This is a genomic window from Streptomyces sp. YPW6 (assembly GCF_018866325.1).
Taxonomy (GTDB): domain Bacteria; phylum Actinomycetota; class Actinomycetes; order Streptomycetales; family Streptomycetaceae; genus Streptomyces.
This window is the reverse complement of record NZ_CP076457.1, coordinates 6455171-6477133: the sequence shown is the minus strand read 5'-3', so window position 1 is coordinate 6477133 and position 21963 is coordinate 6455171. Positions and strand designations below refer to the sequence as shown.

Genomic DNA, 21963 nt, shown 5'->3' with positions numbered 1-21963 from the left:
CGACCGTTCCGTCCCGGGGTCCCGTCACCCTGACCCGTCACCTCGTCCCGTCGCCAGTCGCCCGGAGGTACGCACCATGAGCTCAGTCCCCCCACCAGGTCTCGACCCGGAGCTGCTGCGCGGCCATCTCGACCGTGAGCGACCGGGGCTGGTGAGCGGGCCCCTCGAAGCGCGGCTCATCGAGGGCGGCCGCTCGAACCTCACGTACGTCGTCGGTGACGGGACCGGGCAGTGGGTGGTGCGCAGGCCTCCGCTCGGCCACGTGCTGGCGACCGCGCACGACATGGCGCGCGAGCACCGCGTGATCAGCGGTCTGCATCCGACCGCCGTCCCCGTGCCGGAGCCGCTGCTGCTCTGCGAGGACGACTCGGTGATCGGCGCGCCGTTCTACGTGATGGAGTACGTCGAGGGCACCCCGTACCGCACCGCGGAGCAGCTCGCCCCGCTGGGCCCCGAGCGCACCCGGGCGGCGGTCCTCGGGCTCGTCGACACCCTGGTCGATCTGCACGCCGTGGATCCGGGGGCGGTCGGGCTCGGGGACTTCGGGCGGCCCGAGGGCTTCCTGGACCGGCAGCTGCGGCGCTGGGGCAAGCAGCTGGACGCCTCCCGCAGCCGTGACCTGGCGGGCGTCGACGAACTGCACGCGGCGCTCGGCCGCGCGCTGCCCTCCTCCCCCGCGCCCACCGTCGTCCACGGCGACTACCGCCTGGACAACGTCCTGATCGGCTCCGACGACCGGATCAAGGCCGTCCTCGACTGGGAGATGTCCACCCTCGGCGATCCGCTGACCGATCTCGGGCTGCTCGTGATGTACAGCTCCGATCTCGGGCTGCCGGAGTCGCCCGTCTCCACCACCAGCGGGGCGGCCGGGCACCCGTCCCCCGCCGAGCTCGTCGAGCGCTACGCGGCCCGCTCGGGCCGGGACACCTCCGCCGTCTCCTGGTACACCGCGTTCGCCTGGTTCAAGCTCGCCGTGATCCTGGAGGGCATCCACTACCGCTACACCCTCGGCCAGACCGTCGGCGCGGGCTTCGACCGGATCGGCGAGCTGGTCCCCGTCTTCATCGCGCACGGCCTCACCACCCTCCAGGAAGGCTGAACCCTCATGGACTTCGCATTCGACGCCCGTACCGAGGAACTGCGCGGCAGGCTGCTCGCGTTCATGGACGAGCACGTGTACCCGGCCGAGCAGGTCGCCGAGGAGCAGCGGGCGGGGCTCGCCTCACCGTGGGACACCCCGGCCGTCGTCGGGGAGCTGAAGGCCGAGGCCCGGCGGCAGGGGCTGTGGAACCTCTTCCTGCCGGACGCGGAGTACGGGGCGGGGCTGACGAACCTCCAGTACGCCCCGCTCGCGGAGATCACCGGACGTTCCCCGCACCTCGCGCCGACCGCGACGAACTGCGCCGCCCCGGACACCGGGAACATGGAGGTGCTGTTCCAGTTCGCCACCGACGACCAGAAGAAGCGGTGGCTGGAGCCGCTGCTCGCCGGGGAGATCCGCTCCGCGTTCGCGATGACGGAGCCGGACGTGGCGTCCTCGGACGCGACGAACATCGAGACGCGGATGATCCGGGACGGCGAGGACTACGTCGTCAACGGCCGCAAGTGGTACATCTCCGGGGCGATGAACCCGGACTGCGCGGTCTTCATCGTGATGGGCAAGACCGACCCGGACGGCGAGGACATCCGCCGCCAGCAGTCGATGATCCTCGTCCCCCGCGACACCCCGGGCGTCGAGGTGCGCCGGGCGATGCAGGTGTACGGGTACGAGGACCACGCGCACGGCGGCCACGCCGAGGTGGTCTTCCACGACGTCCGGGTGCCCGCGGCGAACCTGATCGGCGAGGAGGGCGGCGGCTTCGCCATCGCCCAGGCGCGGCTGGGACCGGGCCGGATCCACCACTGCATGCGGCTGATCGGGATGGCGGAGCGGGCCATCGAGCTGATGTGCCGGCGCGCGGTGACGCGTACGGCGTTCGGCAGGCCGCTGGCCTCGCAGGGTGTCGTGCAGAACTGGATCGCGGACGCCCGGGTCACGGTGGAGCAGCTGCGACTGCTGGTGCTGAAGACGGCCTGGCTGATGGACACCGTGGGCAACAAGGGCGCGCACACCGAGATCCAGGCCATCAAGATCGCCACCCCGCGCGCGGTCGTGGACATCCTGGACTCCGCGGTGCAGTTGTACGGCGCGGGCGGGGTGAGCCAGGACTTCCCGCTGGCGGAGCTGTGGGCGTCGGCGCGGACACTGCGGCTGGCGGACGGCCCCGACGAGGTGCACCAGCGGTCGCTGGCCCGGCGGGAGATCAAGCGGTACGTCTGAGGGGTGCGGTGCGGCCCCCTCCCGGGATGCTCGTCGGGAGGGGGCCGCATCCTGCACGCGGGAGGGCTCAGAAGGTGAGCTTCCAGCTGTCGATGTAGCCGGTGTCGTACCGGGCGACGTCCTGGACGCGGAGCTTCCAGGTGCCGTTGGCCACCTCGCTGGAGGCGTTGACCGTGTACGTCGTGATGACGTTGTCGGCCGAGTCGCCGCTGCTGGAGTTCTTCAGCCGGTACGCGCTGCCGTCCGGGGCGATCAGGTCCACGACGAGGTCGCCGCGCCAGGTGTGCTTGATGTCGACGCCGACCTGAAGTGCGGCCGGCGCGTTGCCCGTCCGGCCGGTGACCGCGATCGACGAGGTCACCGCCGCCCCGGCGTCCGGAATGGCCACGTCGGTGGTGTTGCTGAACACGTCCCCGTCCGTGGGCGGTTCACCGGTGCCGGAGGACAGGGTCCAGACGGCGTGGGCGGCGGCGTCGCTGTTGCGGTCCAGGGCGGTGTCGTTGATGTTGCTCAGGTTGTCGCACGAGGAGTGGTAGCAGCGGTCGAAGGCCTGGCCCGCCGTCCCGCCCCACTTCTGCGCCTGGGCGGAGGACTTGGTGTAGCCCGCGCCGGTGAAGAGCCCGCCGACGGGGACGCCCGCGTTCTTGAACGGGGCGTGGTCGGAGCGGCCGTCGCCCTCGGTCTCGATCTCGGTGGGGACGCCCAGGCCCGCGAAGTAGTCCTTGAAGGTCTTCTCGATGACCGGGTCGTCGTCGTAGACGAAGTAGCCGGCGTTGGGCGAGCCGATCATGTCGAAGTTGAGATAGCCGGAGAGCTTGGAACGCTCGGCGGACGGCAGGTTGTTGACGTAGTACTTCGAGCCGATCAGGCCCAGCTCCTCCGCACCCCACCAGGCGAACCGCAGGTGCTTGTCGGGCTGGTACCCGGCGCGGGAGACGGCGAGCGCGGTCTCCAGCACGGCGGCCGAGCCGGAGCCGTTGTCGTTGATCCCGGCCCCGGAGGAGACGGAGTCGAGGTGGGCCCCGGCCATCAGGACCTTGTTGGGGTCACCGCCGGGCCAGTCGGCTATCAGGTTGTAGCCGGTGGCGCCGTTGGAGGTGAACTGCTGGAGCGAGGTGCTGTATCCGGCCGCGTCGAGCTTGGCCCTCACGTAGTCGACGGACGCCTTGTAGCCGGGGCGGCCGTGGGCGCGGTTGCCGCCGTTGTTCGCGGCGATGGTCGAGAGCTGCGAGAGGTGGGCCTTGACGTTGGCCACGGGGATGTCGGGGGCCGCAGCGGCGGCCGCCGGTGTCGGTGCCCCGGCGGCCTGGACGGCCGGCGCGCCGGCCCCGAGGGCCACGGCGAGGGCGACGGCGGCGACGGCCGCCGGGGATCTGCGCAGGGTGGAACGGTTCGGTCTCATTCACGGGCTCCGGATTCCGTTGGGGATTGACGGAACGTGCGGGGGGTCCCCGGCCGCGCGAAGATCCGGCCGGGTCCTGGAGCGTGGGCCTCGACAGGCGGCCCGGAGGTGCGCGATGCGTGACCGATGCTCAAGGAAATGACAGTGTCCCGTCAAGAGCGGAAACCGGACAGGTCCGTTCTATTAACGAACGGGCCCCTCGTGGCGAACGGACCTCTCCCCGTGAACGGCGACACCTGCGGCGGAGGCCGGACATACCTCATACATCCAGACTCGCCCCGCCCGGTCGGGCGGGCCAGTGGATCACCCCCGCGGTGCCGCGGACCCCGGCGCGGGCCCTACGGCCGCAGGGCCCGCAGCAGCAGGTCCGCGAGGTGGTCGGCGACCTCCTGGCGGGTCAGCGGGCCGTCCGGGCGGTACCAGGTGGAGAGGTGGTGGACCGAGCCGAAGTGGTAGTCGACGACCAGGTCGGCGGGGGTGGCGGAGGAGAACACGCCGCTGTTCTGCCCCTCCTCGATCAGCGCCCGGAAGCGCTCGTGGTAGCGGCGGCGCTCGACGCGCACCTGCTTGTTCTTCTCGGGGCTCAGGTGGTGCATGGAGCGGAAGAAGATCGCGGCGTCGTCCAGGTTGTCGATGGTCGTGACGACCACGTCGGCCGCCGCGTCCCGCAGCCGCTGCTCAACGGGGGCCTCAGCACCCGCGAAGGCGTCGAGCCGCTCCTGCTGAAGCCGCAGCACCCGGGCGTACACCTCCTGGAGCAGGTCCTCCTTGGAGCCGAAGTAGTGGTAGAGCGCCCCCTTGGTGACGCCCGCCGCCTCGACGATCTCCTGGACCGATGTGCGGTCGTACCCGCGCTCGGCGAAGAGCCGGGTGGCGGCGGCCAGCAGCCTCTGGGGGACGGGAGTGCCGTTCTGGTCCGTCGCCTTGGACATGAGCCGCCACCTTCCTTTCGTACTGTGCGTGTGCTGTTTCGACGCTGTTCTAACGGAGGGAACGCAGTTCCCGCCTGAGGATCTTCCCACTCGCCGTCTTCGGCAGCTCGGTCAGGATCTCCACCTCGCGCGGATACTTGTACGCGGCGAGCCGTTCCTTGCAGTGGGCGCCCAGTTCACCGGGGGCCACCGAGCTCCCCGGACGCAGACTCACGTACGCCCGGACCGTCTCCCCCCGGTAGGCGTCGGGCACGCCGACGACGGCCGCCTCCCGCACCGCCGGATGGGTGTAGAGGACGTCCTCCACCTCGCGGGGCCACACCTTGAACCCGGAGGCGTTGATCATGTCCTTCTTGCGGTCCACGACGTACAGCCAGCCCGCCGCGTCCATGAATCCGATGTCGCCGGTGCGCAGTTCGCCGTCCGGGAAGGCGGCGGCGGTGGCCTCGGGGAGGTTCCAGTAGCCGGAGACGACCTGCGGGCCGCGCACCGCGATCTCGCCCTGCTCCCCGAAGGGCACCTCCCGCCCCTCCTCGTCCAGGATCCGGACGACGGTGTCGGCTCCGGGGACGCCGACGGAGAGGGTGCCGGAGACCGGGTCGACGGGGGCCTCCCGCTCGGGCGGGACCGAGGCGCAGGGGGCGGTGCACTCGGTGAGCCCGTAGCCGTTGCGGATGTACGGGCCGAAGCCCGCGCGGAACTTCTCCACGAGCGCGGGCGGCAGGGGCGCGCCGCCCGAGGAGATCACCCGGAACGAGGCGAAGTGGTCCGGGGTGGCGTCCGGGTGCGCGGCCAGTGCCATGAACGCGGTGGACGGGCCGACGGTGTAGGCGGGGCGGTGGGCGGCGAAGGCTTCCAGGACGACGCCCGCCTCGAAGCGGTAGGCCAGGACGAGGGTGCCCGCGTTGGCGACGCAGGCGGCGAGCTGGCAGACCATGCCGGTGATGTGGAAGAGCGGCGCGAGCGCGAAGTAGGCGGAGCCCTCGGCGATCGGATGGCCGGTGCGCTGGCGTTCGGCGTTGACCATGATGTTGCCGTGGGCGTTCATCGCGCCCTTGGGGGTGCCGCTGGTGCCGGAGGTGTAGCTGATCAGCGCCGTGTCGGCGGCGGTGAGACCGCGGTTCTCCGGGGCCGGGTTCCCGGCGCGGGCGGCGGCCAGCAGGTCCTCCGCGAGGTCGTCGGGGCCGGGAGCCGGGAGCCGCTCGAAGCCGAGGACGCGCGGGTCGTTCACGCTCTGGAGGTCCAGCTCGCAGGCGGTCAGCGCGATACGGAGGCCGGGGGCAGCCGCCGCGGTGTCCCGGAGGTACGCCTCCCACGCGCGGTCCGAGCAGATCAGCGCGGTGACCCCGGCGTCCGCGAGAACGTGGCCGACCTCGCCCGCCTTGTACATCGGATTGAGCGGTACGACGGTGGCTCCCGCCTTCCACGCGCCGAGCAGCGCGAGGACGAAGTGCGGGCTGTTCTGGAGCATGATCGCGACCCGGTCGCCGTGGCGCAGCCCCCGGGCGGCGAGGTGCCCGGCCACCGAGTCGGACAGCTCGTCGGTCTCGCGGTAGCCGAGCCGTCCGTCGAAGTAGGCCAGGGCCGGGCGGTCCGGGGCCCGGTCGACGGCCGCCCGCCAGGCGTGGAGCACGGTCGGGGGCGGGGTGACGGGGGCGCGCTGGGCCGCGCTGAGCAGGGCGAGCCAGGGCCGGGCGGCGTAGCCCGAGCCGCCGGCGGCAGGGGCGGCGGATTCGGGGCCGGGGATACCGGGGGCGGCGGGGGCCTCGGGCCCGGGGGCGCCGGGGAGCGGGGGGCCTGAGGGCGGCTCGGCTCGGGCTCGGGCTCGGGCTCGGGTGGCCGGGCGGTCGGAGGAAGGTGCGGCTCCGGAGGACTCTGCTCCGGAGGACGGATTGCCGGAGGACGCGGCTCCGGAGGCCGGGGAGCCGGACGGCATGGCAGCTCCGGCGGCCGGGCGGTCGGAGGACGGATAGTCGGAGGACGCGGCTCCGGAGGCCGGGGGGCCGGACGGCGTGGGGTCGCTCATGCTCCGCTCCCCTCCTCCCACTGCCGCTGGAGCCGGTTCATCCCGCGCATCCACCGGTCGGGGTCGGCGGCGCGGGCCTGGTAGTACCCGGCCACCTCGGGGTGCGGCAGGACCAGGAAACGGTCGGCGTCCATCGCCTCGAACAGCGCCTCGGCGACGGCGTCCGGCTCGATCGCGCCGGGGGCCAGGACCAGTTCGCCGGCCGATCCGGCGGCGGTGAGCATGTCGGTGCGCACGCCCTGCGGGCAGATCGCGTGGACCTTGATCCCGCGGTGGCGGTAGGTGAGCGAGAGCCACTCGGCGAAGGCCACCGCCCCGTGCTTGGTGACGCTGTACGGGGCCGCGCCGATCATCGTCAGCAGACCGGCGGCCGAGGCGGTGGTGACGAACCGCCCGCTGCCCCGTTCCAGCCAGTCCGGCAGGAGGGCCCTGGTCGCGCGGACGTGGGCCATCACGTTGACGTCCCAGGCGGCGGCCCAGACCTCCTCGTCGGCGAACGCGTCACCGGGCGAGGCCAGACCGGCGTTGGCGCAGTAGACGTCGACCGTGCCGTCCAGCGCCTCCCGGGCCGCGTCCACGATGCCCGAGGCGTCCCCGGCGACGGCGGTACCGCCGATCTCCTTCGCGAGCGGTTCGATCCGCGCGAGGTCGAGGTCGTTGACGACGACCCGCGCCCCGCCGGCGGCGAACCTGCGGGCCAGAGCGGCTCCGATACCGCCTCCGGCCCCCGTGACCACCACACCCGCGCCCTGCACCGTACCCATCGCCATCCCGCCTCTCCGATCCGGCTGCACCAGCAGACTAACCGGTCGGTATGTGATCGGGAAGAGGTCGGGAGAGGCCGGGCAGGAGCACGGAGGGCGGCTCGGGGAATCGGTGCGGCCCAGGTCGTTCCGCGTGGCCCCGGCCCGCGCTAGCGTGCGTGGCCATGACAGTCGGCGCGATCATGGAGGTAGCGGAATGAGCCTGTCCCGACGTGGTGTGCTGGCCGCGGGAGGCGCGATGGGAGCGCTCGCGGCGACGGCGGCCGGTACCGGTGCCGCCTCCGCCGCCCCGGAGCACGGGCGCGGGCACGGCCGGGTCCGTACCGGCTTCGACCGGCTGGCGGCCGACGGCTACCGGCTGCTGCGGGGGCAGAAGGTCGGGGTCGTCACCAACCCGACCGGCATCACCGCGGACGTCGGGCACATCGTCGACGCGATGCACCCGGACGAGCGGGTGAACCTGACCGCCGTCTTCGGCCCCGAGCACGGGTTCCGGGGCACCGCGCAGGCGGGCGGCTCCGAGGGCCGTTACGACGACCCGGCGACCGGGCTGCCGGTCTACGACACGTATCTGAAGAGCGGGCGGGACCTCGCGGACATCTTCACCGCGTCGGGCGTGGACACGGTCGTCTTCGACATCCAGGACGCGGGCGCCCGCTTCTACACGTACATCTGGACGCTGTACGACTGCATGGAGGCGGCGGCGCTCGCGGGCAAGCGGCTCGTCGTGCTGGACCGGCCGAACCCGGTGACCGGGCGGGCGGCGCTGGGCCCGGTGCTGGACCCGGCGTTCGCCACGTTCGTCGGCCGCCGGGAGATCGCCCAGGCGCACGGGATGACGGTGGCGGAGCTGGCGCTGTTCTTCAACGCGGAGTTCCTGCACGAGAATCCGGTGCGGCTCGAGGTGGTGACGATGTCGGGGTGGCGGCGCTCGGACTTCTTCGACGACACCGGGCTGCCGTGGGTGCCGCCCAGCCCGAACATGCCGACGCCCGAGACGGCACTCGTCTACTCCGGCACCTGCCTCTTCGAGGGCACGAACCTCTCCGAGGGCCGGGGCACCACGCGCCCCTTCGAACTGCTCGGCGCCGAGGGCATCGACCACCGCTGGGCGGCCGCGGCGAACGCGCTGAAGCTGCCGGGGGTCGCCTTCCGGGAGGCGTACTTCGCGCCGGTGTTCTCCAAGTTCCAGGGCAGGACGGTGGGCGGGGTGCAGCTCCACGTCCGGGACCGGGAGGTGTTCGACCCGGTCCGCACCGGGATCGCCCTGCTGGTGACCGCGAAGCAGACCTGGAGCGGCTTCGCCTGGCGTCCGGACCACTGGATCGACAAGCTCACCGGGAACACCCGGGTCCGCACGATGATCGACGCGGGCGCGGACACGGACCAGGTCGTAGGGGCCTGGCAGCGGGACCTGTCGGCGTTCCGGGCCAAGCGGCGGAGGTATCTGCGGTACGGGGGTTAGGGAGTGACGTGCGCGGCGGGCCGGGGCTCACGGGGCCGACCCGCCGCACACGCCGGCGCGCCCTGGTCCAGCTCCATGTCGCCGAGGTACTCGCCGTCGTCCGTGAGGCCCCGCTTGCGGTAGCCGAGCCGGAGGTAGAACTCCTCGGGCCCGCCCTCGCCGGGCTTCCAGGTCACGGTCGAGACCGTCCCGCCGCGCCGGCGGATCTCGTCGTTCACCGCCCCGACGGCGAAGCGCCCGTAGCCCCGGCCCTGCTCCCCCGCGGCGACGGCGAGCCGCCAGAGCCCGGAACGGGGCGGGGCGTCCGGCACCCCGGCGTCGAAGTCGAACGGCAGGCCGAAGAACGCCATCACGAACCCGACGGCACGCTCACCGTCACAGATCAGCCGGGGCCAGGCGAGGCCGGGGTGCACGTAGGCCTCGGCCAGGGACTGGGCGACCGGGGAGACGAACCCGCGCTGCTCGGGTGCGACTTCCAGCCGACAGGCGTCGAGCACGTTGTCGGCGGTGATCTCTTCCAGGCGCGGTCCGGCTGTCGTCATGGGGGAACCCAACCGCACGGGCTCGCGTCGGCGCCAGGAGATTTCGCCACCCGCGCGAGCGGCGCACGCCCGCGCACCACCGGCCCGTGCGCCGCTCCGCTCCCGTCCGCGGCACCCCGCCCCACATGGAGTTTCTCGGCCAATGGGCGGATCTCATCTTTCGATGGAGCCGAAACGGGCAGGCGTACGTCCATTCCATGACGTCCAAGGACGAGCGGCGGAGGTGGCGGTGTCATGGCCGGTTTCCGGAGTCTGGCGAGACAGGTCCGAGATCCGCGGGGTGATCTGGCCCTGCGGCGGTATTCGCTGCGGAAGTGTCTGGAGAAGTTCGCCCCGTACGGGCACCGGGCGACCTGGGACCATCTGTGCGCCCGGCACGGGATCGACCCCGAGGACCGGGAGCCCGATCCGGTGCGCCTGCTGCGCGCGCTGGACGAACTGGAGGAGGCGCGGGCGGTCTGGCTCGCGTACGAGGCGGGGTTCGCCGAACGGCGTCGGCGCGAGAAGCACGCGGGGCTGCGGCGGCCCGGCGCGTTCGACGACTGGCACCGGCGCACCTGGGGCGGTCACGGGGTGGCCCGCTGCACCGACCCGGGTGTCCATCCCACCGAGCCGCTCGCGGAGGTCCTGCGCCGCCTGATCGCGGGGCTGGGCTCCGGCCCCGGTTCGGCCTGTCCGGTCTGCGCGGACACCGGCATCGAGTGGCGGCAGGTGCGGGGGGAGGAGCCGTGGGCGGGCCCGGTGTGCACGGGCTGCGGGATCGCGGTGCCGCAGCCCGCCCTGACCGACCGCACGCTGGCCAGGGCCCGGCTGCTGCGGCACCGGAGGCCGCCCGCCGCTGCCCCAGCGACAGCGGCAGCGGCCGCGTGACATGACGTGACGTGACAGCGGACGCCGTCCGGTACCCCGGCACCGCGGTACTGCGGCGCCCCGCTACTTCGGCACCTCGGTACTAAGAACGGTGTTCGGCCGACTGCTTGCTTTCGGGCATCAGGCGGGAGCCGGTGATCTTCTCGCCGGTGATGTCGCCGGGGTTGGAGAGCACGCAGGTCTCCAACGACAGACAGCCGCAGCCGATGCAGTCGGTCAGATGGTCGCGCAGGCGGCGCAACTGCCCGATGCGGTCGTCCAGTTCCTTGCGCCAGGCCGCGGAGAGACGGGCCCAGTCCTCGCGGTTCGGCGTGCGCTCGTCGGGCAGTTCGGCGAGGGCGTCCCGGATCGTGGCCAGGGGAATGCCGACGCGCTGGGCCGCCCGGACGAACGCGACCCGGCGCAGCGCGTCACGGGAGTACCGGCGCTGGTTGCCGCTGGTGCGGCTGCTGGTGATCAGGCCCTTGGACTCGTAGAAGTGCAGGGCCGAGACGGCGGCGCCGCTGCGCGCCGAGAGCTGGCCGACCGAGAGTTCGTGGAGTGTCTGCGGGATCTGGGGCACCCCTCAAACCTACTGCCATGTCGTTGACAGGAACGCGCCGCCCAACGATGCTGAGCAAGCGCTTGGACATCGCGCCGGACGGCGCGTCGAGCCGGAAGGCAGGAACCGGGAACATGGCAGAGCCGAGGATCTTCACGTCCGCGCAGGAGCTGCGGGACGGAGTGGGCGAGCAGCTGGGACACAGCGACTGGCTGGAGATCGAGCAGAAGAGGATCGACCAGTTCGCCGAGGCGACCGGCGATCACCAGTGGATCCACGTGGACCCGGAGCGGGCGAAGGACGGGCCGTTCGGCACGACCATCGCGCACGGCTATCTGACGCTGTCGCTGCTGCCCGCGCTGGTACCGCAGGTGATGCGGGTCGAGGGCATGAAGATGGGCATCAACTACGGGACCAACAAGGTCCGCTTCCCCTCGACGGTCCCGGCCGGCTCGCGGCTGCGGGCCAGCGCGGTGCTCCGGGAGGTCACGGAGGTGGGCGGCGGCGTACAGGTCACGGCGGTCGTCACCGTCGAGCGCGAGGGCGGCGAGAAGCCGGCCTGCGTCGCGGAATCGGTGTCCCGCTACTACTTCTGACCCGCCCGAAGGCGGCCTCGGGACACCTCGTCCGGGCCGCCGGAGCCAGGGCCTGTCGTCAGACTGCCGCCTGTCGGGCCCCGACCATCCGCAGGACGAGGCCGGCGTACAGCTCGCCGACCTCGTCGGGCGTACGGCTGCCCTGGGCGTTGAACCAGCGGGCCACGTCGATGCAGAGGGAGAGCACCGCCAGCGTGGTGCCGGGGACGTCGGGGACGTCGAACTCGCCGTCGCGCACCCCTTCCCCGATGATCCGGCGCACCACCGCGTCACTCCTGCGCCGCAGCGCGACGATCTCGGTGCGGTGCTCCTCGCCCAGCGCGTCGAGCTCGTACTGCACGACCCGGGCGGTGGTGTGGCGCTCCGCGTGCCAGCGGACGAAGGAGCGGACGGCTCCGGCGAGCCGTTCGGCGGCCGTGCCGTCCCGGTCCGCCTCGGTGTCGAGGACGTACAGCGCCCGCTCGTGACCGATCTTGCTGATCCGGTGGAGCAGCTCTTCCTTGGTCTTGAAGTGGATGTAGAGCGCGGCCGGGCTCATCCCGGCCCGGCCGGCGATGTCACGGGTGGTGGTCGCGTGGTACCCGCGCTCGGCGAAGGCTTCCACGGCGGCGACGAGGAGCCGCCTGGCCGCCTCGGGAGTGACCTCGCCCCACGGCGTGTCCTCGCCGCTCGTCTCCTCCGCCGCACACATCGCCCAGGCCCCTCTCCGTCAACAGGACGAACACCATACCCCGAACCTGAGCAAGCGCTTAGGGAGTGTCCGGAGGAGAGGTCCGCGCCGACGGTGCGCGGTCAGAGCTTCTGGAACGGGTCGTGCTCGGCGAGGATCTTGTCCAGCCGGGCCTGGTCGACCCGGCTGTGGATCTGTCCGGCCTCCTGGCGGTCCCTGATCACCTTGGCGAGCGTGAAGCAGGACGTGACCAGGTAGAGCACGCCGATGGCGAGGAATCCGCGCACCCAGGCGTCGGCGTCGAGGAAGAAGATGCCGAAGGCGACCGCGCCGATGGCCACCATGAAGGAGGCCACGGCCTGGAGGTAGAAGGCGGCGGTGCTCTGCTGCTTGACCGATGTCGTGTCACTCATGGGTCCAGCTTCCGCCGGCGTGGCGCACGCCACATCCGCGTCCGTACTCAGGCCGGATCAGGCAGGTACTCAGACACCCGTACGAGAGCGACACCCGTACGCGTGCGGGCGGCCAGAGGACACGGACGCCGGTCAGAAGGCGGAGACCCCGGTGAGCGCCCGGCCGATGATGAGCTTCTGGATCTGGCTGGTGCCTTCGTAGAGCGTCATCACGCGGGCGTCCCGCAGCAGCTTGCCGACCGGGTACTCGTCGATGTAGCCGTAGCCGCCGAAGACCTGGAGGGCGTTGTTGGCGCAGCGGACGGCGGCCTCGGAGGCGTACAGCTTGGCCTTCGAGGCGGCGGTGGCGAAGTCCTGGCCCCGGTCGACCAGATCGGCCACCCGCCAGGTCAGCAGCCGGGCGGCGTCCACGTCCACGGCGATGTCGCTCAGCAGCTCCTGGACGAGCTGGTGGCGGGCGATGGCCTTGCCGAACTGCTCGCGCTCACCGGCGTAGCGCACGGCCGCGTCCAGGGCGGCCTGGGCGATGCCGACACAGCCCGCCGCGACCGACATGCGCCCCTTGGCGAGGGCGGACATGGCGATGGAGAAGCCCTTGCCCTCGGGGCCGAGGAGGCAGGATGCCGGTATCCGGACGTCCTGGAGGGCCAGTTCGGCGGTGGCCTGGCCGCGCAGGCCCAGCTTGCCGTGGACGGTGCGCCGGGTGAGTCCGGGGGTGTCGGCGGGGACGAGGAAGGCGGAGACGCCGCGGTGGCCGGGGGCGTCGCCCGTCCGCGCGAAGAGCAGGACGACATCGGCCCAGGTGCCGTTGGTGATGAACATCTTGGTGCCGTTGATGACGTAGTCACCGCCGTCGCAGACGGCCCTGGTGACGAGGTTCCCGGCATCGGAGCCGGTACCGGGCTCGGTGAGGCCGAAGCAGCCGATCGCCTCGCCCGCCGTCAGCGCGGGAAGCCAGGCGCGCTTCTGCTCCTCGCTCCCCCAGGACGCGATCGTCTTGGCGACGAGGCCGAGCGACACCGAGACGATGCCGCGCACCGAGGAGTCGCCGCGCCCCAGCTCCTCGGTGACCAGGCAGTAGGACAGGTGGTCGCCGCCGGAGCCGCCGTACTCCTCGGGGACCGTCAGCCCGAGGAAGCCGAGGCCGCCGAGCTTCTTCACGATCGACCTGTCGACACTCTCGGCCCGGTCCCACGCGACGACGTGCGGGGCGACCTCCCGGGCGACGAAGTCCTCGGCCAGTTTCCGGACGGCTTCCTGCTCCACGCTGAGCGCCAGGTCCATCGTGCGCCACCCCGCTTCCGACGATCGCTTAATTAGCACTGCTAGTTTCTGGTTCGCAGGGCCTACTATGAGCCGCATGGCCCGACCGCGCAAGCCCCTCCTCAGCAGAGACCGCATCGTCGAAGCGGCGAGCGCGCTCGTGGACGCCGAGGGCCTCGACGCCGTCTCCACCCGTCGCCTGGCGGCCGTCCTGGGGGTGAGCGGCCCCTCGCTCTACAACCACTTCCGCAACAAGGAGGAGATCCTCGACGCCGTCGCCGACGCGGTCTCCGCCCAGGTCGACCTGTCGATGTTCGAGGAGGCGGATCCGCGCGACTGGCGGGAGGCCCTGCACGACTGGGCGCTGTCCTACCGGGCGGCCCTCGCCGCGCATCCGCACATCGTCCCGGTCCTCGCCCGGGGCCCCGGACGCCGCCCGGTGGGGCTGCGGGTGGCCGACGCGGTGTTCGGGGCGATGGTCGGGGCGGGCTGGCCGCCCGCGCAGGCGACCCGGATCGGGGCGCTGATGCGGTACTTCATCACCGGTTCGGCGCTGGGCTCCTTCGCCGGGGGCTTCGTCGACGACGAGACCGCCTACGACCCCGCCGACTACCCGCACCTCGGCCAGGCCCACCTGCTGGCCGACCACCGCCGCCAGGTCGACGAAGGGGCCTTCGAGACGGGGCTGCGGGCGCTGCTGGAGGGGCTGGCGATCCAGTACGAGCAGTACACGCGTCCGGCGTCCGGCGACGCGGCGACGGTCCGGGCGGCGCAGGACCGACCGTGACGCACGCCGGGCGGAGCACCCGCTCGGGGACGGAACCGGCGCCCGGACCGGTCTGCGCCACCGCTTTCCGGACACGGCCGGGGCGCCCCGTACCACCGTTCCGGTTCCGCCCTCGCACGCCGGACACGCTGCCACGGCGCGCCGGTTGACGGGGACCGGCCCTTCGGTGGGGAGCGAAACGTTTCGGCCTTACGGTCGTGGCCATGACGACGAACCCGGCCCCCCTCTCCGTCTCCCCGCCGGCCCACCGCCGGCGGGCCGGCGCCGCCGCCTGCACCACGGTCGTGCTGTGGGCCTCCGCCTTCGTCTCCATCCGCAGCGCGGGCGAGGCCTACTCCCCCGGCGCGCTGGCCCTGGGCCGGCTGCTGGCGGGCACGCTCGCGCTCGGGACGATCCTGGCCGTCCGCCGGGAAGGGCTCCCGGGGCGCGGAGCCTGGCCCGGGATCATCACCTCGGGGGTGCTGTGGTTCGGGCTGTACATGGTCGCCCTGAACTGGGGCGAGCAGGAGGTCGACGCCGGAACGGCCGCGATGCTCGTGAACATCGGGCCCATCCTGATCGCCCTGCTCGGTGCCCGGATGCTCGGCGAAGGGCTGCCGCGCCGGCTGCTGCTGGGGATGGGCGTCTCGTTCGCGGGTGCGGTCGTGGTGGGGCTCGCGATGTCCGGGGACGGCGGCTCCTCCGTCCTGGGCGTGGTGCTGTGCCTGCTGGCCGCCGTGGCGTACGCGGCGGGCGTGGTGAGCCAGAAGCCGGCCCTCGCGCACGGTTCCTCGCTCCAGATCAACACCTTCGGCTGCCTGACCGGGGCCGTCGCCTGTCTGCCGTTCACCGGGGTGCTGGTCTCCGAGGCCGCCGACGCCCCGCTGTCCGCCACCCTGAACATGGTCTACCTGGGCGTCTTCCCGACCGCGCTCGCCTTCACCACCTGGGGCTACGCGCTGGCCCGGACCACCGCGGGGAGGATGGGCGCGACCACGTACGCGGTCCCGGCGCTCGTCGTGGGGATGGCATGGGTGCTGCTGGACGAGGTGCCGACCCCGCTCGGCATCGTCGGCGGGGTGCTGTGCCTGGCCGGGGTGGCGGTCTCCCGGAGCCGTCAGCAGACTGGGCCCACACGCGGAAATCCGGCCCGGCCGGTGGAGGGATCCCGTCATGACGAGGAGTGCCAAGCGGAGCGGACGTAGCGGGAACGGGGCGGCCCGGGACGAGCCCGCCGCCCCCGAGGAGCACGGCCCCGGAGCGGGCGCCCCCGGGGGCCGTGACGCCCCCGGGGCGGCCGCGCCCGGGAGTCCGGACGGACCGGGGAGGGACGCGCGGGCGGCGCGTCACGGCGGGGCGTATCTGGACGGGTTCGGCGTGGTCGACAGCGGGGACGACGATCCGGTCCTCCTGACGCCGGAGGGCCACGCCCGGGACGCCTGGCGCGAGGACTACCCGTACGACCGCAAGCTGCGCCGCCGTGACTACGACAAGGCCAAACGGGCGCTCCAGATCGAGCTGCTGAAGCTCCAGCACTGGGTGAAGGAGCGCGACGAGCGGCTGGTGATCCTCTTCGAGGGCCGGGACGCGGCCGGCAAGGGCGGCACGATCAAGCGGTTCACCGAGCATCTCAATCCGCGTGGGGCACGCGTGGTGGCGCTGGAGAAGCCGACCGAGCGCGAGCGCACCCAGTGGTACTTCCAGCGGTACGTGGCGCATCTGCCGAGCGCCGGGGAGATCGTCCTCTTCGACCGCTCCTGGTACAACCGGGCGGGCGTGGAACGGGTGATGGGGTTCTGCACGACCCGCGAGTACCTGGAGTTCATGCACCAGGCGCCCGGGTTCGAGCGGATGCTCGCCCGGGACGGCATCCACCTGGTGAAGTTCTGGTTCTCCGTCTCCCGCAACGAGCAGCGCAACCGGTTCATGATCCGGCAGATCGACCCCGTACGGCGGTGGAAGCTGAGCCCCGTCGACCTGGCCTCGCTCGACAAGTGGGACGAGTACACGGAGGCGAAGGAGCTGATGCTCTTCCACACCGACACGGCCGACGCGCCCTGGACGGTGGTGAAGAGCAACGACAAGAAGCGGGCCCGGCTGGAGGCGATGCGGCATGTGCTGGACCGCTTCGACTACCCCGGCAAGGACCCGGAAGTGGTGGGGAGGCCGGACCCGCTGATCGTGGGCCCGGCCTCCCGGCTGTTCGAGGAGGGTGAGACGGAGGCCCGGCTGCTGGGGCCGGTCGCCTCGCCCTCCCGGACGACCAAGCGTTAGAACACGACGAGCGCCCGGCCGCCCTTGCCCGCGATCATGTTGTCGAAGGCGGCGGGGATGCCCTCCAGGCCGATGTGCTCGGTGACCATCGTCGAGAGGTCGAACCGGCCCGCGCGGATGTGGTCGGCGAGCACGGGCAGGTCACGGGCCGGATCGCTGTTGCCGTAGACGCAGCCGGTCAGGGACCGGCCCCAGTGGAAGATCTCCAGGGCGTTGAAGGTGACTTCCTGGTCCTTGCCGCCGATCCCGACGACCGTGGTGCGGCCGCCGCGCCGGGTGGACTCCCAGGCGGCCCGGATGGTCGCGGGCCGGCCGACGCACTCCACCGCGACGTCCGCGCCCTGGCCGCCGGTGAGCTTGCGGATCTCGCGCGGGGTGGTGGCGGAGGCGATGACGTAGTCGGTGGCGCCCGCCCGCCGGGCCAGCTCCTCCTTCGCCGGGGAGACGTCGACCGCGATGACCTTGGACGCTCCCGCGATCCGGGCGGCCTGGAGCACGGCGAGACCGACGCCGCCGATCCCGAGGACGACGACGCTCTCGCCCTCGCGGACCCGGGCGCTGTGGTGGACCGCCCCGTAGCCGGTCAGGACCGCGCAGCCGAGGAGGGCGGCGTCCGTGAGCGGGATGCCGTCGGGGGCGGGGAGGACGCAGTTCGCGGCGACGACGGTCTCCTGGGCGAAGGCCGCGACGTTGAGGCCGGGGTGGAGGCCGGTGCCGTCCGCCGTACGGGCGTGGAGCCGGGAGACTCCCTTGAGGGCGTCGGCGCAGAGCCACACCTCGCCGATTCCGCAGTGGAAGCAGACGCCGCAGGAGGGGGCCCAGTTGAGGACGACGCCGTCGCCCGGCGCGACGTGCGTGACACCTTCGCCGACGGCCAGGACGGTACCCGCTCCCTCGTGGCCGAGGACGGCCGGAACGGGGACGCGCATGGTGCCGTTGGACAGGGACAGGTCGGAGTGGCAGACCCCGGCGGCGGCGAGGGCGACACGCACCTGACCGGGGCCGGGCTCCGGCAGGACGATGTCGGTGATCTCCAGCGGAGCTCCGACGGCGGGCAGTACGGCGGCGCGGACCACGAACAGGCTCCTTGTACGGGATGGGGTGCGGGGGGTCAGAACTGGAGCGACTTGGTCTGGAGGTACTCCGCCAGACCGTGCGGGCCCAGCTCGCGGCCGACTCCCGACTGCTTGTAACCGCCGAACGGGGCCAGCGGGTTGAACCGTCCGCCGTTGATGTCGACCTGTCCGGTGTCCATCCGGCGGGCGAAGGCCACCGCCTCCTCGTCGTCGGCGGCCCACACGGCCCCGGCGAGTCCGTACACGGTGCCGTTGGCGATCCGGAGCGCGTCGTCCACGTCCTCGTACCGCAGGATCGAGACGACCGGGCCGAAGATCTCCTCCTGGGCGATCGTCATGTCCGGGGTGACATCGGCGAAGACGGTCGGGCTGACGTAGTAGCCGGTCTCCAGGGGCGCGTCCGGGCCGCCGGCGATCAGCCGGGCCCCTTCCTCGACGCCCCGGGCGATGTAACCGCGCACCCGGTCCTGCTGCTTGGCGTTGACGAGCGGACCGACCCGCTCCCCGACCACGTACTTGGTGACGGCGTTCGCCGCCAGCTCCACGGCCTCGTCGTACCGTTCGGCGTCCACCAGCATCCGGGTCCAGGCGCTGCACGTCTGGCCGGAGTTGGTCATCACGTTGGCGATGCCGACGTTGACCGCCTTGGCGAGGTCCGCGCCGGGCAGGATCACATTGGCGGACTTGCCGCCCAGCTCCAGGGCGACGCGCTTGACCGCGGCGCCGGCGGTGGCGCCGATCTGCCTGCCGACGGCGGTGGAGCCGGTGAACGAGACCAGATCGACGTCCTCGTGGGCGGCGAGCGCCTGGCCCGCGACCGGTCCGAGGCCGGTGACGAGGTTGAAGACCCCCGGCGGCAGACCGGCGGCCTCGGTGGCCTCGGCGAAGAGCTGGGCGGTGAGCGGGGTGTCCTCGGCGGGCTTGAGGACGACGGTGCAGCCCGCGGCGAGCGCGGGGGCGACCTTGGCGACGATCTGGTGGAGCGGGTAGTTCCAGGGGGTGATCGCACCGACCACGCCGACCGGCTCCAGCAGGACGGTGGAGTTGCCGATCCGTTCCTCGAAGGCGTGGCGGGCGGCCAGTTCGGCGTACGAGGCCGCCACCAGGACGGGCACGGCCGCGTGGACCATCTGCGACAGCGGCAGCGGTGCGCCCAGCTCCGCCGTGATCGTCTCCGCCATCACGTCCTTGCGGGCGGCCAGCGCGTCGGCCAGCGCGGTGAGCCGGGCGGCGCGCTCGGCGGGCGGTGTCGCGGCCCAGGCCGGGAAGGCGGCGCGCGCGGCGCGCACGGCCGCGTCGACGTCCTGTGCCGTCCCCGCCGGTACGTGGGCGATGACCTGCTCGTCCGCCGGATTCACGACCGCGATCGTGTCCCGGCCGACGGCGGGCCGCCACGCACCGTCGATGTACATCTGGTCATGGGCCTGCATGGCTGATTCCTCCCGGACGTGCTGTGCGGAGCGCCGAAGCCGTGCGGCGGGCGCGGGGCGCACGACGACCCGCCCAAACTAGCGCCGTTAGTTTTCCGGCGCCAGAGAGCCTTCCGAGACGCTGGTCACGCCGCCGCACCCGTGGCACCGGGGAGGCCGGGCCGCCGGCCGGCCTCGCGCCTCTCCTCGCCTCCTCGCCTCCTCGCCTCCTCGCCTCCTCGCCTCCTCGCCTCCTGCGAAGGTCTCCTCCCGGTCTACCCGGCTCCAGGGGCGGGCATCCGGCTTCCGGCTTCCGGCTTCCGGCTTCCGGCTTCCGGCTTCCGGCTTCCGGCTTCCGGCTTCCGGCTTCCGGCTTCCGGCTTCCGGCTTCCGGCTTCCGGGCGAGCCTTGCCGGAACGGCATGATCCCTTGCCCCCGCATCGGCAGACCGGACAAGACTGGGGCAGACCGGCGAGCCCGCACCCGCGTCGCCCTGACCGAGGAGGCACCATGACCGACACCCCCCGACCCCGCCCCCGGCGCCGGGACACCCCGCCGCCCCGGACCGGCCACAGCGAGGCGGAGGTGTTGCGCGGCTTCCTCGACTACCTGCGCACCTCGGTCGCCGCGAAGGTCGAGGGGGCGCCCGACCCGGAGGCCCGGACCGCCGGGGTTCCCTCGGGCACGAACCTGCTGGGCCTGCTCCACCATCTGACCTTCGTCGAGCGGGCCACCTTCCTCGGGGACCCCGTCACCGACTGGCCGTCGACGTTCCACGCCGCCCCCGAGGACGGCGTGGCCGAGGTCGTGGCCCGCTACCGGGAGACGGTCGCTGAGTCGAACGCCGTCCTGGACGCGTGCGGCGACCTCGGCGCGCCGCTGCCCCGGCCCCGGCCGGACAAGCCCTCCCCCAGCGTGCGCTGGGCCCTCGCCCACCTGATCGAGGAGACCGGGCGGCATGCCGGACACGCCGACATCCTCCGGGAGCTGATCGACGGTTCGACCGGTCGCTGACGGTCCCCTCGGCGGGCCGCGGCTCCGTGCGGACCTCGGTGCCGGGGCGCCACGGCCGGCCCCCGCCGGGCCCGGACCGCGGCCGGCCGGTCATCACATGATGCCGAACAGGATGCCCGACGCGAGCACCACGAGGGAGGTGAGGACCGCCCACTTGACGGTGAAGCGGGTGTGGTCGCCGAACTCGACCTTCGCCATGCCCACAAGGACGTACACGGCGGGCACGAGGGGCGAGGACATGTGCAGGGCCTGACCGGCCAGGGAGGCGCGGGCGATCTCCAGCGGGGAGACCCCGTGGGCCGCGCCCGCCTCGGCGAGGACGGGCAGGACGCCGAAGTAGAAGCCGTCGTTGGACATGAAGTAGGTGAGCGGCAGGCTGAGCAGGCCGGTGACGATCGCCATGTGCGGGCCCATCGCCTCGGGGACCGCGCCGACGACCCAGTCGGCCATGTGCTCGACCATGCCGGTCCCGGTGAGGACCCCGGTGAAGACGGCGGCGGCGAAGACCATGCCGGAGACGTTGAGCACGTTGTCGGCGTGCGCGGCGATCCGGGCCCGCTGGTCGGGCATGTGGGGGAAGTTGACCGTGAGCGCGAGGGCCGCGCCGAGGAGGAAGAGCACCGGGATCGGCATCAGTTCCAGGATCATCGCCGTCAGCAGGGCGGCGGTCAGTCCGGCGTTGAACCAGTAGAGCCCGGGGCGGAGGGTGGGCCGGTTCGGGTCGAGACCCTGGAACTCCTCGTCGTCCCCGTGCTGGTCCTCCGTACCGCCGGCAGGGGCGGGGGCCCCGGTTCCCGTACCGCCCGGGGAGGCGGCGGCGCCCTTGCGGAGGCGGTCCTTGCGGCCGGTGCCGCCCGTACCGCCGGTGCCGCCCGTACCGCCGATGCCGCCCGTACCGCCGATGCCGACGGGCACGGTCTCCTGCTCCGGCTCCCGGGCGGGCGCCTCGCCGAGGGTGAGCGTCCCCAGGCGCTTGCGCTCCCGGATGCCGAGTGCGTACGCGAGGACGAACACGGCGAGCAGGCCCATGGCCAGCGCCGGGATCATGGGGACGAAGATCTCGGAGGCGTCCAGTTTGAGGGCGGTGGCCGCGCGGGCGGTGGGGCCGCCCCAGGGCAGGGTGTTCATGACGCCGTTGGCGGTGGCCGCGACGCCGGTCATCACGACCAGGCTCATCTTCAGGCGTTTGTAGAGGGGGTACATCGCCGAGACGGTGATCATGAAGGTGGTGGAACCGTCGCCGTCCAGCGAGACGACCGCGGCGAGCACCGCCGTACCGACCACGATGCGCATCGGGTCGGCCTGGCAGAACCTCAGGATGCCCCGGACGATGGGGTCGAACAGGCCGACGTCGATCATCACGCCGAAGTAGACGATGGCGAACATGAGCATGGCGGCGGTCGGGGCGAGGTTGCCGACCCCTTCGATCACGTAGTCGCCGAGTCGGGCGCCCTGCCCGACGGCGACGCAGAAGAGTGCGGGGATCAGTACCAGCGCCGCGATCGGCGACATCTTCTTCGTCATGATCAGGACCAGGAAGGTCGCGATCATGGCGAAGCCGAGGATGGTCAGCATGGGGGCTACCTAACGTTCAACCGTGAACTCCCACCGGTCCCGGCG

21 protein-coding genes are annotated in these 21963 nt (G+C 72.5%); 9 read left to right on the top strand and 12 right to left on the bottom strand.

Annotated elements, in window-relative coordinates; all coding sequences use genetic code 11:
- Nucleotides 1-76 precede the first annotated feature (76 nt).
- Both KME66_RS28395 and KME66_RS28390 read left to right on the top strand, forming a co-directional pair.
- Nucleotides 77-1099, top strand: coding sequence for a phosphotransferase family protein (locus tag KME66_RS28395; protein ID WP_073221927.1), 1023 nt, complete (start codon nt 77-79; stop codon nt 1097-1099).
- 6 nt (nt 1100-1105) lie between these two features.
- On the top strand, nt 1106-2320 hold the full coding sequence (locus KME66_RS28390) for an acyl-CoA dehydrogenase family protein (protein ID WP_216327429.1): 1215 nt from the start codon (nt 1106-1108) through the stop codon (nt 2318-2320).
- Nucleotides 2321-2387: 67 nt separating this feature from the next.
- Here KME66_RS28390 and KME66_RS28385 read toward each other — a convergent pair whose 3' ends face one another.
- The 4 genes from KME66_RS28385 to KME66_RS28370 all read right to left on the bottom strand — a co-directional run bounded on the left by KME66_RS28385 (nt 2388) and on the right by KME66_RS28370 (nt 7450).
- Nucleotides 2388-3722 (bottom strand): M28 family metallopeptidase, encoded by a 1335-nt coding sequence (locus KME66_RS28385; RefSeq protein ID WP_216327426.1) that lies wholly within the window; start codon nt 3720-3722, stop codon nt 2388-2390.
- Between the two features lie 338 nt (nt 3723-4060).
- The gene (locus KME66_RS28380; protein WP_073221917.1) at nt 4061-4654 is read right to left on the bottom strand and encodes a TetR/AcrR family transcriptional regulator; all 594 of its coding nucleotides are present in this window, start codon (nt 4652-4654) and stop codon (nt 4061-4063) included.
- Between the two features lie 49 nt (nt 4655-4703).
- Nucleotides 4704-6680 carry a class I adenylate-forming enzyme family protein gene (locus KME66_RS28375; protein ID WP_253208499.1) on the bottom strand — a complete coding sequence of 659 codons (1977 nt, stop codon included), beginning with the start codon at nt 6678-6680 and terminating at the stop codon, nt 4704-4706.
- Nucleotides 6677-7450, bottom strand: coding sequence for an SDR family oxidoreductase (locus KME66_RS28370; RefSeq protein ID WP_216327423.1), 774 nt, complete (start codon nt 7448-7450; stop codon nt 6677-6679). Before KME66_RS28370 ends, KME66_RS28375 begins: the two co-directional genes overlap by 4 nt.
- Nucleotides 7451-7640: 190 nt before the next feature.
- On the opposite strand from KME66_RS28370, the gene KME66_RS28365 reads away from it, so the two are divergent.
- Entirely contained in the window at nt 7641-8909 is a 1269-nt protein-coding gene (locus tag KME66_RS28365; protein ID WP_073221914.1) for an exo-beta-N-acetylmuramidase NamZ domain-containing protein, read from the top strand.
- Here the strand turns inward: KME66_RS28365 and KME66_RS28360 are convergent.
- Entirely contained in the window at nt 8906-9451 is a 546-nt protein-coding gene (locus KME66_RS28360) for a GNAT family N-acetyltransferase (RefSeq protein WP_216327420.1), read from the bottom strand. The genes KME66_RS28365 and KME66_RS28360 overlap by 4 nt on opposite strands.
- A 234-nt stretch (nt 9452-9685) precedes the next feature.
- Between KME66_RS28360 and KME66_RS28355 the strand changes: the two genes are divergently transcribed.
- Nucleotides 9686-10321, top strand: a complete 636-nt coding sequence (locus KME66_RS28355; RefSeq protein WP_216327417.1) for a hypothetical protein — start codon at nt 9686-9688, stop codon at nt 10319-10321.
- An 82-nt stretch (nt 10322-10403) separates the two neighbouring features.
- Here the strand turns inward: KME66_RS28355 and soxR are convergent, their stop codons facing one another.
- Entirely contained in the window at nt 10404-10883 is a 480-nt protein-coding gene (gene soxR, locus KME66_RS28350; protein ID WP_073221908.1) for a redox-sensitive transcriptional activator SoxR, read from the bottom strand.
- 113 nt (nt 10884-10996) lie between these two features.
- On the opposite strand from soxR, the gene KME66_RS28345 reads away from it, so the two are divergent.
- Nucleotides 10997-11458: a MaoC family dehydratase gene (locus KME66_RS28345; protein WP_073222615.1), complete on the top strand. Its 462-nt coding sequence runs from the start codon at nt 10997-10999 to the stop codon at nt 11456-11458.
- 58 nt (nt 11459-11516) lie between these two features.
- On the opposite strand, the gene KME66_RS28340 is transcribed toward KME66_RS28345, so the two are convergent.
- The 3 genes from KME66_RS28340 to KME66_RS28330 form a co-directional block, all read right to left on the bottom strand.
- Nucleotides 11517-12149: a TetR/AcrR family transcriptional regulator gene (locus tag KME66_RS28340; RefSeq protein ID WP_073221905.1), complete on the bottom strand. Its 633-nt coding sequence runs from the start codon at nt 12147-12149 to the stop codon at nt 11517-11519.
- A gap of 101 nt (nt 12150-12250) precedes the next feature.
- A complete protein-coding gene (locus KME66_RS28335; RefSeq protein WP_073221900.1) occupies nt 12251-12541 on the bottom strand; it encodes a YiaA/YiaB family inner membrane protein in 291 nt (96 codons plus the stop codon).
- 132 nt (nt 12542-12673) lie between these two features.
- Entirely contained in the window at nt 12674-13825 is a 1152-nt protein-coding gene (locus KME66_RS28330; RefSeq protein WP_216327414.1) for an acyl-CoA dehydrogenase family protein, read from the bottom strand.
- 76 nt (nt 13826-13901) lie between these two features.
- Here KME66_RS28330 and KME66_RS28325 point away from each other — a divergent pair, with 76 nt between their 5' ends.
- The 3 genes from KME66_RS28325 (at nt 13902) to ppk2 (ending at nt 16844) form a co-directional block, all read left to right on the top strand.
- A complete protein-coding gene (locus KME66_RS28325) occupies nt 13902-14591 on the top strand; it encodes a TetR/AcrR family transcriptional regulator C-terminal domain-containing protein (protein WP_073221893.1) in 690 nt (229 codons plus the stop codon).
- 203 nt (nt 14592-14794) lie between these two features.
- The gene (locus KME66_RS28320) at nt 14795-15775 is read left to right on the top strand and encodes a DMT family transporter (protein WP_216327412.1); all 981 of its coding nucleotides are present in this window, start codon (nt 14795-14797) and stop codon (nt 15773-15775) included.
- Nucleotides 15744-16844, top strand: coding sequence for a polyphosphate kinase 2 (ppk2, locus tag KME66_RS28315; protein WP_253208498.1), 1101 nt, complete (start codon nt 15744-15746; stop codon nt 16842-16844). Before KME66_RS28320 ends, ppk2 begins: the two co-directional genes overlap by 32 nt.
- Here the strand turns inward: ppk2 and KME66_RS28310 are convergent.
- Together KME66_RS28310 and KME66_RS28305 are read right to left on the bottom strand one after the other, a co-directional pair.
- The gene (locus KME66_RS28310; RefSeq protein WP_073221884.1) at nt 16841-17920 is read right to left on the bottom strand and encodes a Zn-dependent alcohol dehydrogenase; all 1080 of its coding nucleotides are present in this window, start codon (nt 17918-17920) and stop codon (nt 16841-16843) included. The genes ppk2 and KME66_RS28310 overlap by 4 nt on opposite strands.
- A 35-nt stretch (nt 17921-17955) precedes the next feature.
- Nucleotides 17956-19350 (bottom strand): aldehyde dehydrogenase family protein, encoded by a 1395-nt coding sequence (locus KME66_RS28305; protein WP_073221881.1) that lies wholly within the window; start codon nt 19348-19350, stop codon nt 17956-17958.
- A gap of 489 nt (nt 19351-19839) precedes the next feature.
- Here KME66_RS28305 and KME66_RS28300 point away from each other — a divergent pair, with 489 nt between their 5' ends.
- Complete coding sequence (locus KME66_RS28300; RefSeq protein WP_216327409.1) at nt 19840-20343, top strand: DinB family protein; 504 nt, start codon at nt 19840-19842, stop codon at nt 20341-20343.
- 93 nt (nt 20344-20436) lie between these two features.
- Here the strand turns inward: KME66_RS28300 and KME66_RS28295 are convergent, their stop codons facing one another.
- On the bottom strand, nt 20437-21918 hold the full coding sequence (locus tag KME66_RS28295; protein ID WP_216327406.1) for a CitMHS family transporter: 1482 nt from the start codon (nt 21916-21918) through the stop codon (nt 20437-20439).
- Between the last annotated feature and the right edge of the window lie 45 nt (nt 21919-21963).

Excerpts from the sequence above, each read along its gene's own strand:
- KME66_RS28380 (WP_073221917.1), bottom strand. The coding sequence starts at position 4,654 with ATGTCCAAGGCGACGGACCAGAACGGCACTCCCGTCCCCCAGAGGCTG.
- KME66_RS28325 (WP_073221893.1), top strand. The coding sequence starts at position 13,902 with ATGGCCCGACCGCGCAAGCCCCTCCTCAGCAGAGACCGCATCGTCGAA.
- KME66_RS28355 (WP_216327417.1), top strand. The coding sequence starts at position 9,686 with ATGGCCGGTTTCCGGAGTCTGGCGAGACAGGTCCGAGATCCGCGGGGT.
- KME66_RS28345 (WP_073222615.1), top strand. The coding sequence starts at position 10,997 with ATGGCAGAGCCGAGGATCTTCACGTCCGCGCAGGAGCTGCGGGACGGA.
- KME66_RS28335 (WP_073221900.1), bottom strand. The coding sequence starts at position 12,541 with ATGAGTGACACGACATCGGTCAAGCAGCAGAGCACCGCCGCCTTCTAC.
- KME66_RS28385 (WP_216327426.1), bottom strand. The coding sequence starts at position 3,722 with ATGAGACCGAACCGTTCCACCCTGCGCAGATCCCCGGCGGCCGTCGCC.
- KME66_RS28300 (WP_216327409.1), top strand. The coding sequence starts at position 19,840 with ATGACCGACACCCCCCGACCCCGCCCCCGGCGCCGGGACACCCCGCCG.
- KME66_RS28340 (WP_073221905.1), bottom strand. The coding sequence starts at position 12,149 with ATGTGTGCGGCGGAGGAGACGAGCGGCGAGGACACGCCGTGGGGCGAG.
- KME66_RS28365 (WP_073221914.1), top strand. The coding sequence starts at position 7,641 with ATGAGCCTGTCCCGACGTGGTGTGCTGGCCGCGGGAGGCGCGATGGGA.
- KME66_RS28375 (WP_253208499.1), bottom strand. The coding sequence starts at position 6,680 with ATGAGCGACCCCACGCCGTCCGGCCCCCCGGCCTCCGGAGCCGCGTCC.
- ppk2 (WP_253208498.1), top strand. The coding sequence starts at position 15,744 with ATGACGAGGAGTGCCAAGCGGAGCGGACGTAGCGGGAACGGGGCGGCC.
- KME66_RS28305 (WP_073221881.1), bottom strand. The coding sequence starts at position 19,350 with ATGCAGGCCCATGACCAGATGTACATCGACGGTGCGTGGCGGCCCGCC.
- KME66_RS28360 (WP_216327420.1), bottom strand. The coding sequence starts at position 9,451 with ATGACGACAGCCGGACCGCGCCTGGAAGAGATCACCGCCGACAACGTG.
- KME66_RS28295 (WP_216327406.1), bottom strand. The coding sequence starts at position 21,918 with ATGCTGACCATCCTCGGCTTCGCCATGATCGCGACCTTCCTGGTCCTG.
- KME66_RS28330 (WP_216327414.1), bottom strand. The coding sequence starts at position 13,825 with ATGGACCTGGCGCTCAGCGTGGAGCAGGAAGCCGTCCGGAAACTGGCC.
- KME66_RS28395 (WP_073221927.1), top strand. The coding sequence starts at position 77 with ATGAGCTCAGTCCCCCCACCAGGTCTCGACCCGGAGCTGCTGCGCGGC.
- KME66_RS28390 (WP_216327429.1), top strand. The coding sequence starts at position 1,106 with ATGGACTTCGCATTCGACGCCCGTACCGAGGAACTGCGCGGCAGGCTG.
- KME66_RS28320 (WP_216327412.1), top strand. The coding sequence starts at position 14,795 with ATGACGACGAACCCGGCCCCCCTCTCCGTCTCCCCGCCGGCCCACCGC.
- KME66_RS28370 (WP_216327423.1), bottom strand. The coding sequence starts at position 7,450 with ATGGCGATGGGTACGGTGCAGGGCGCGGGTGTGGTGGTCACGGGGGCC.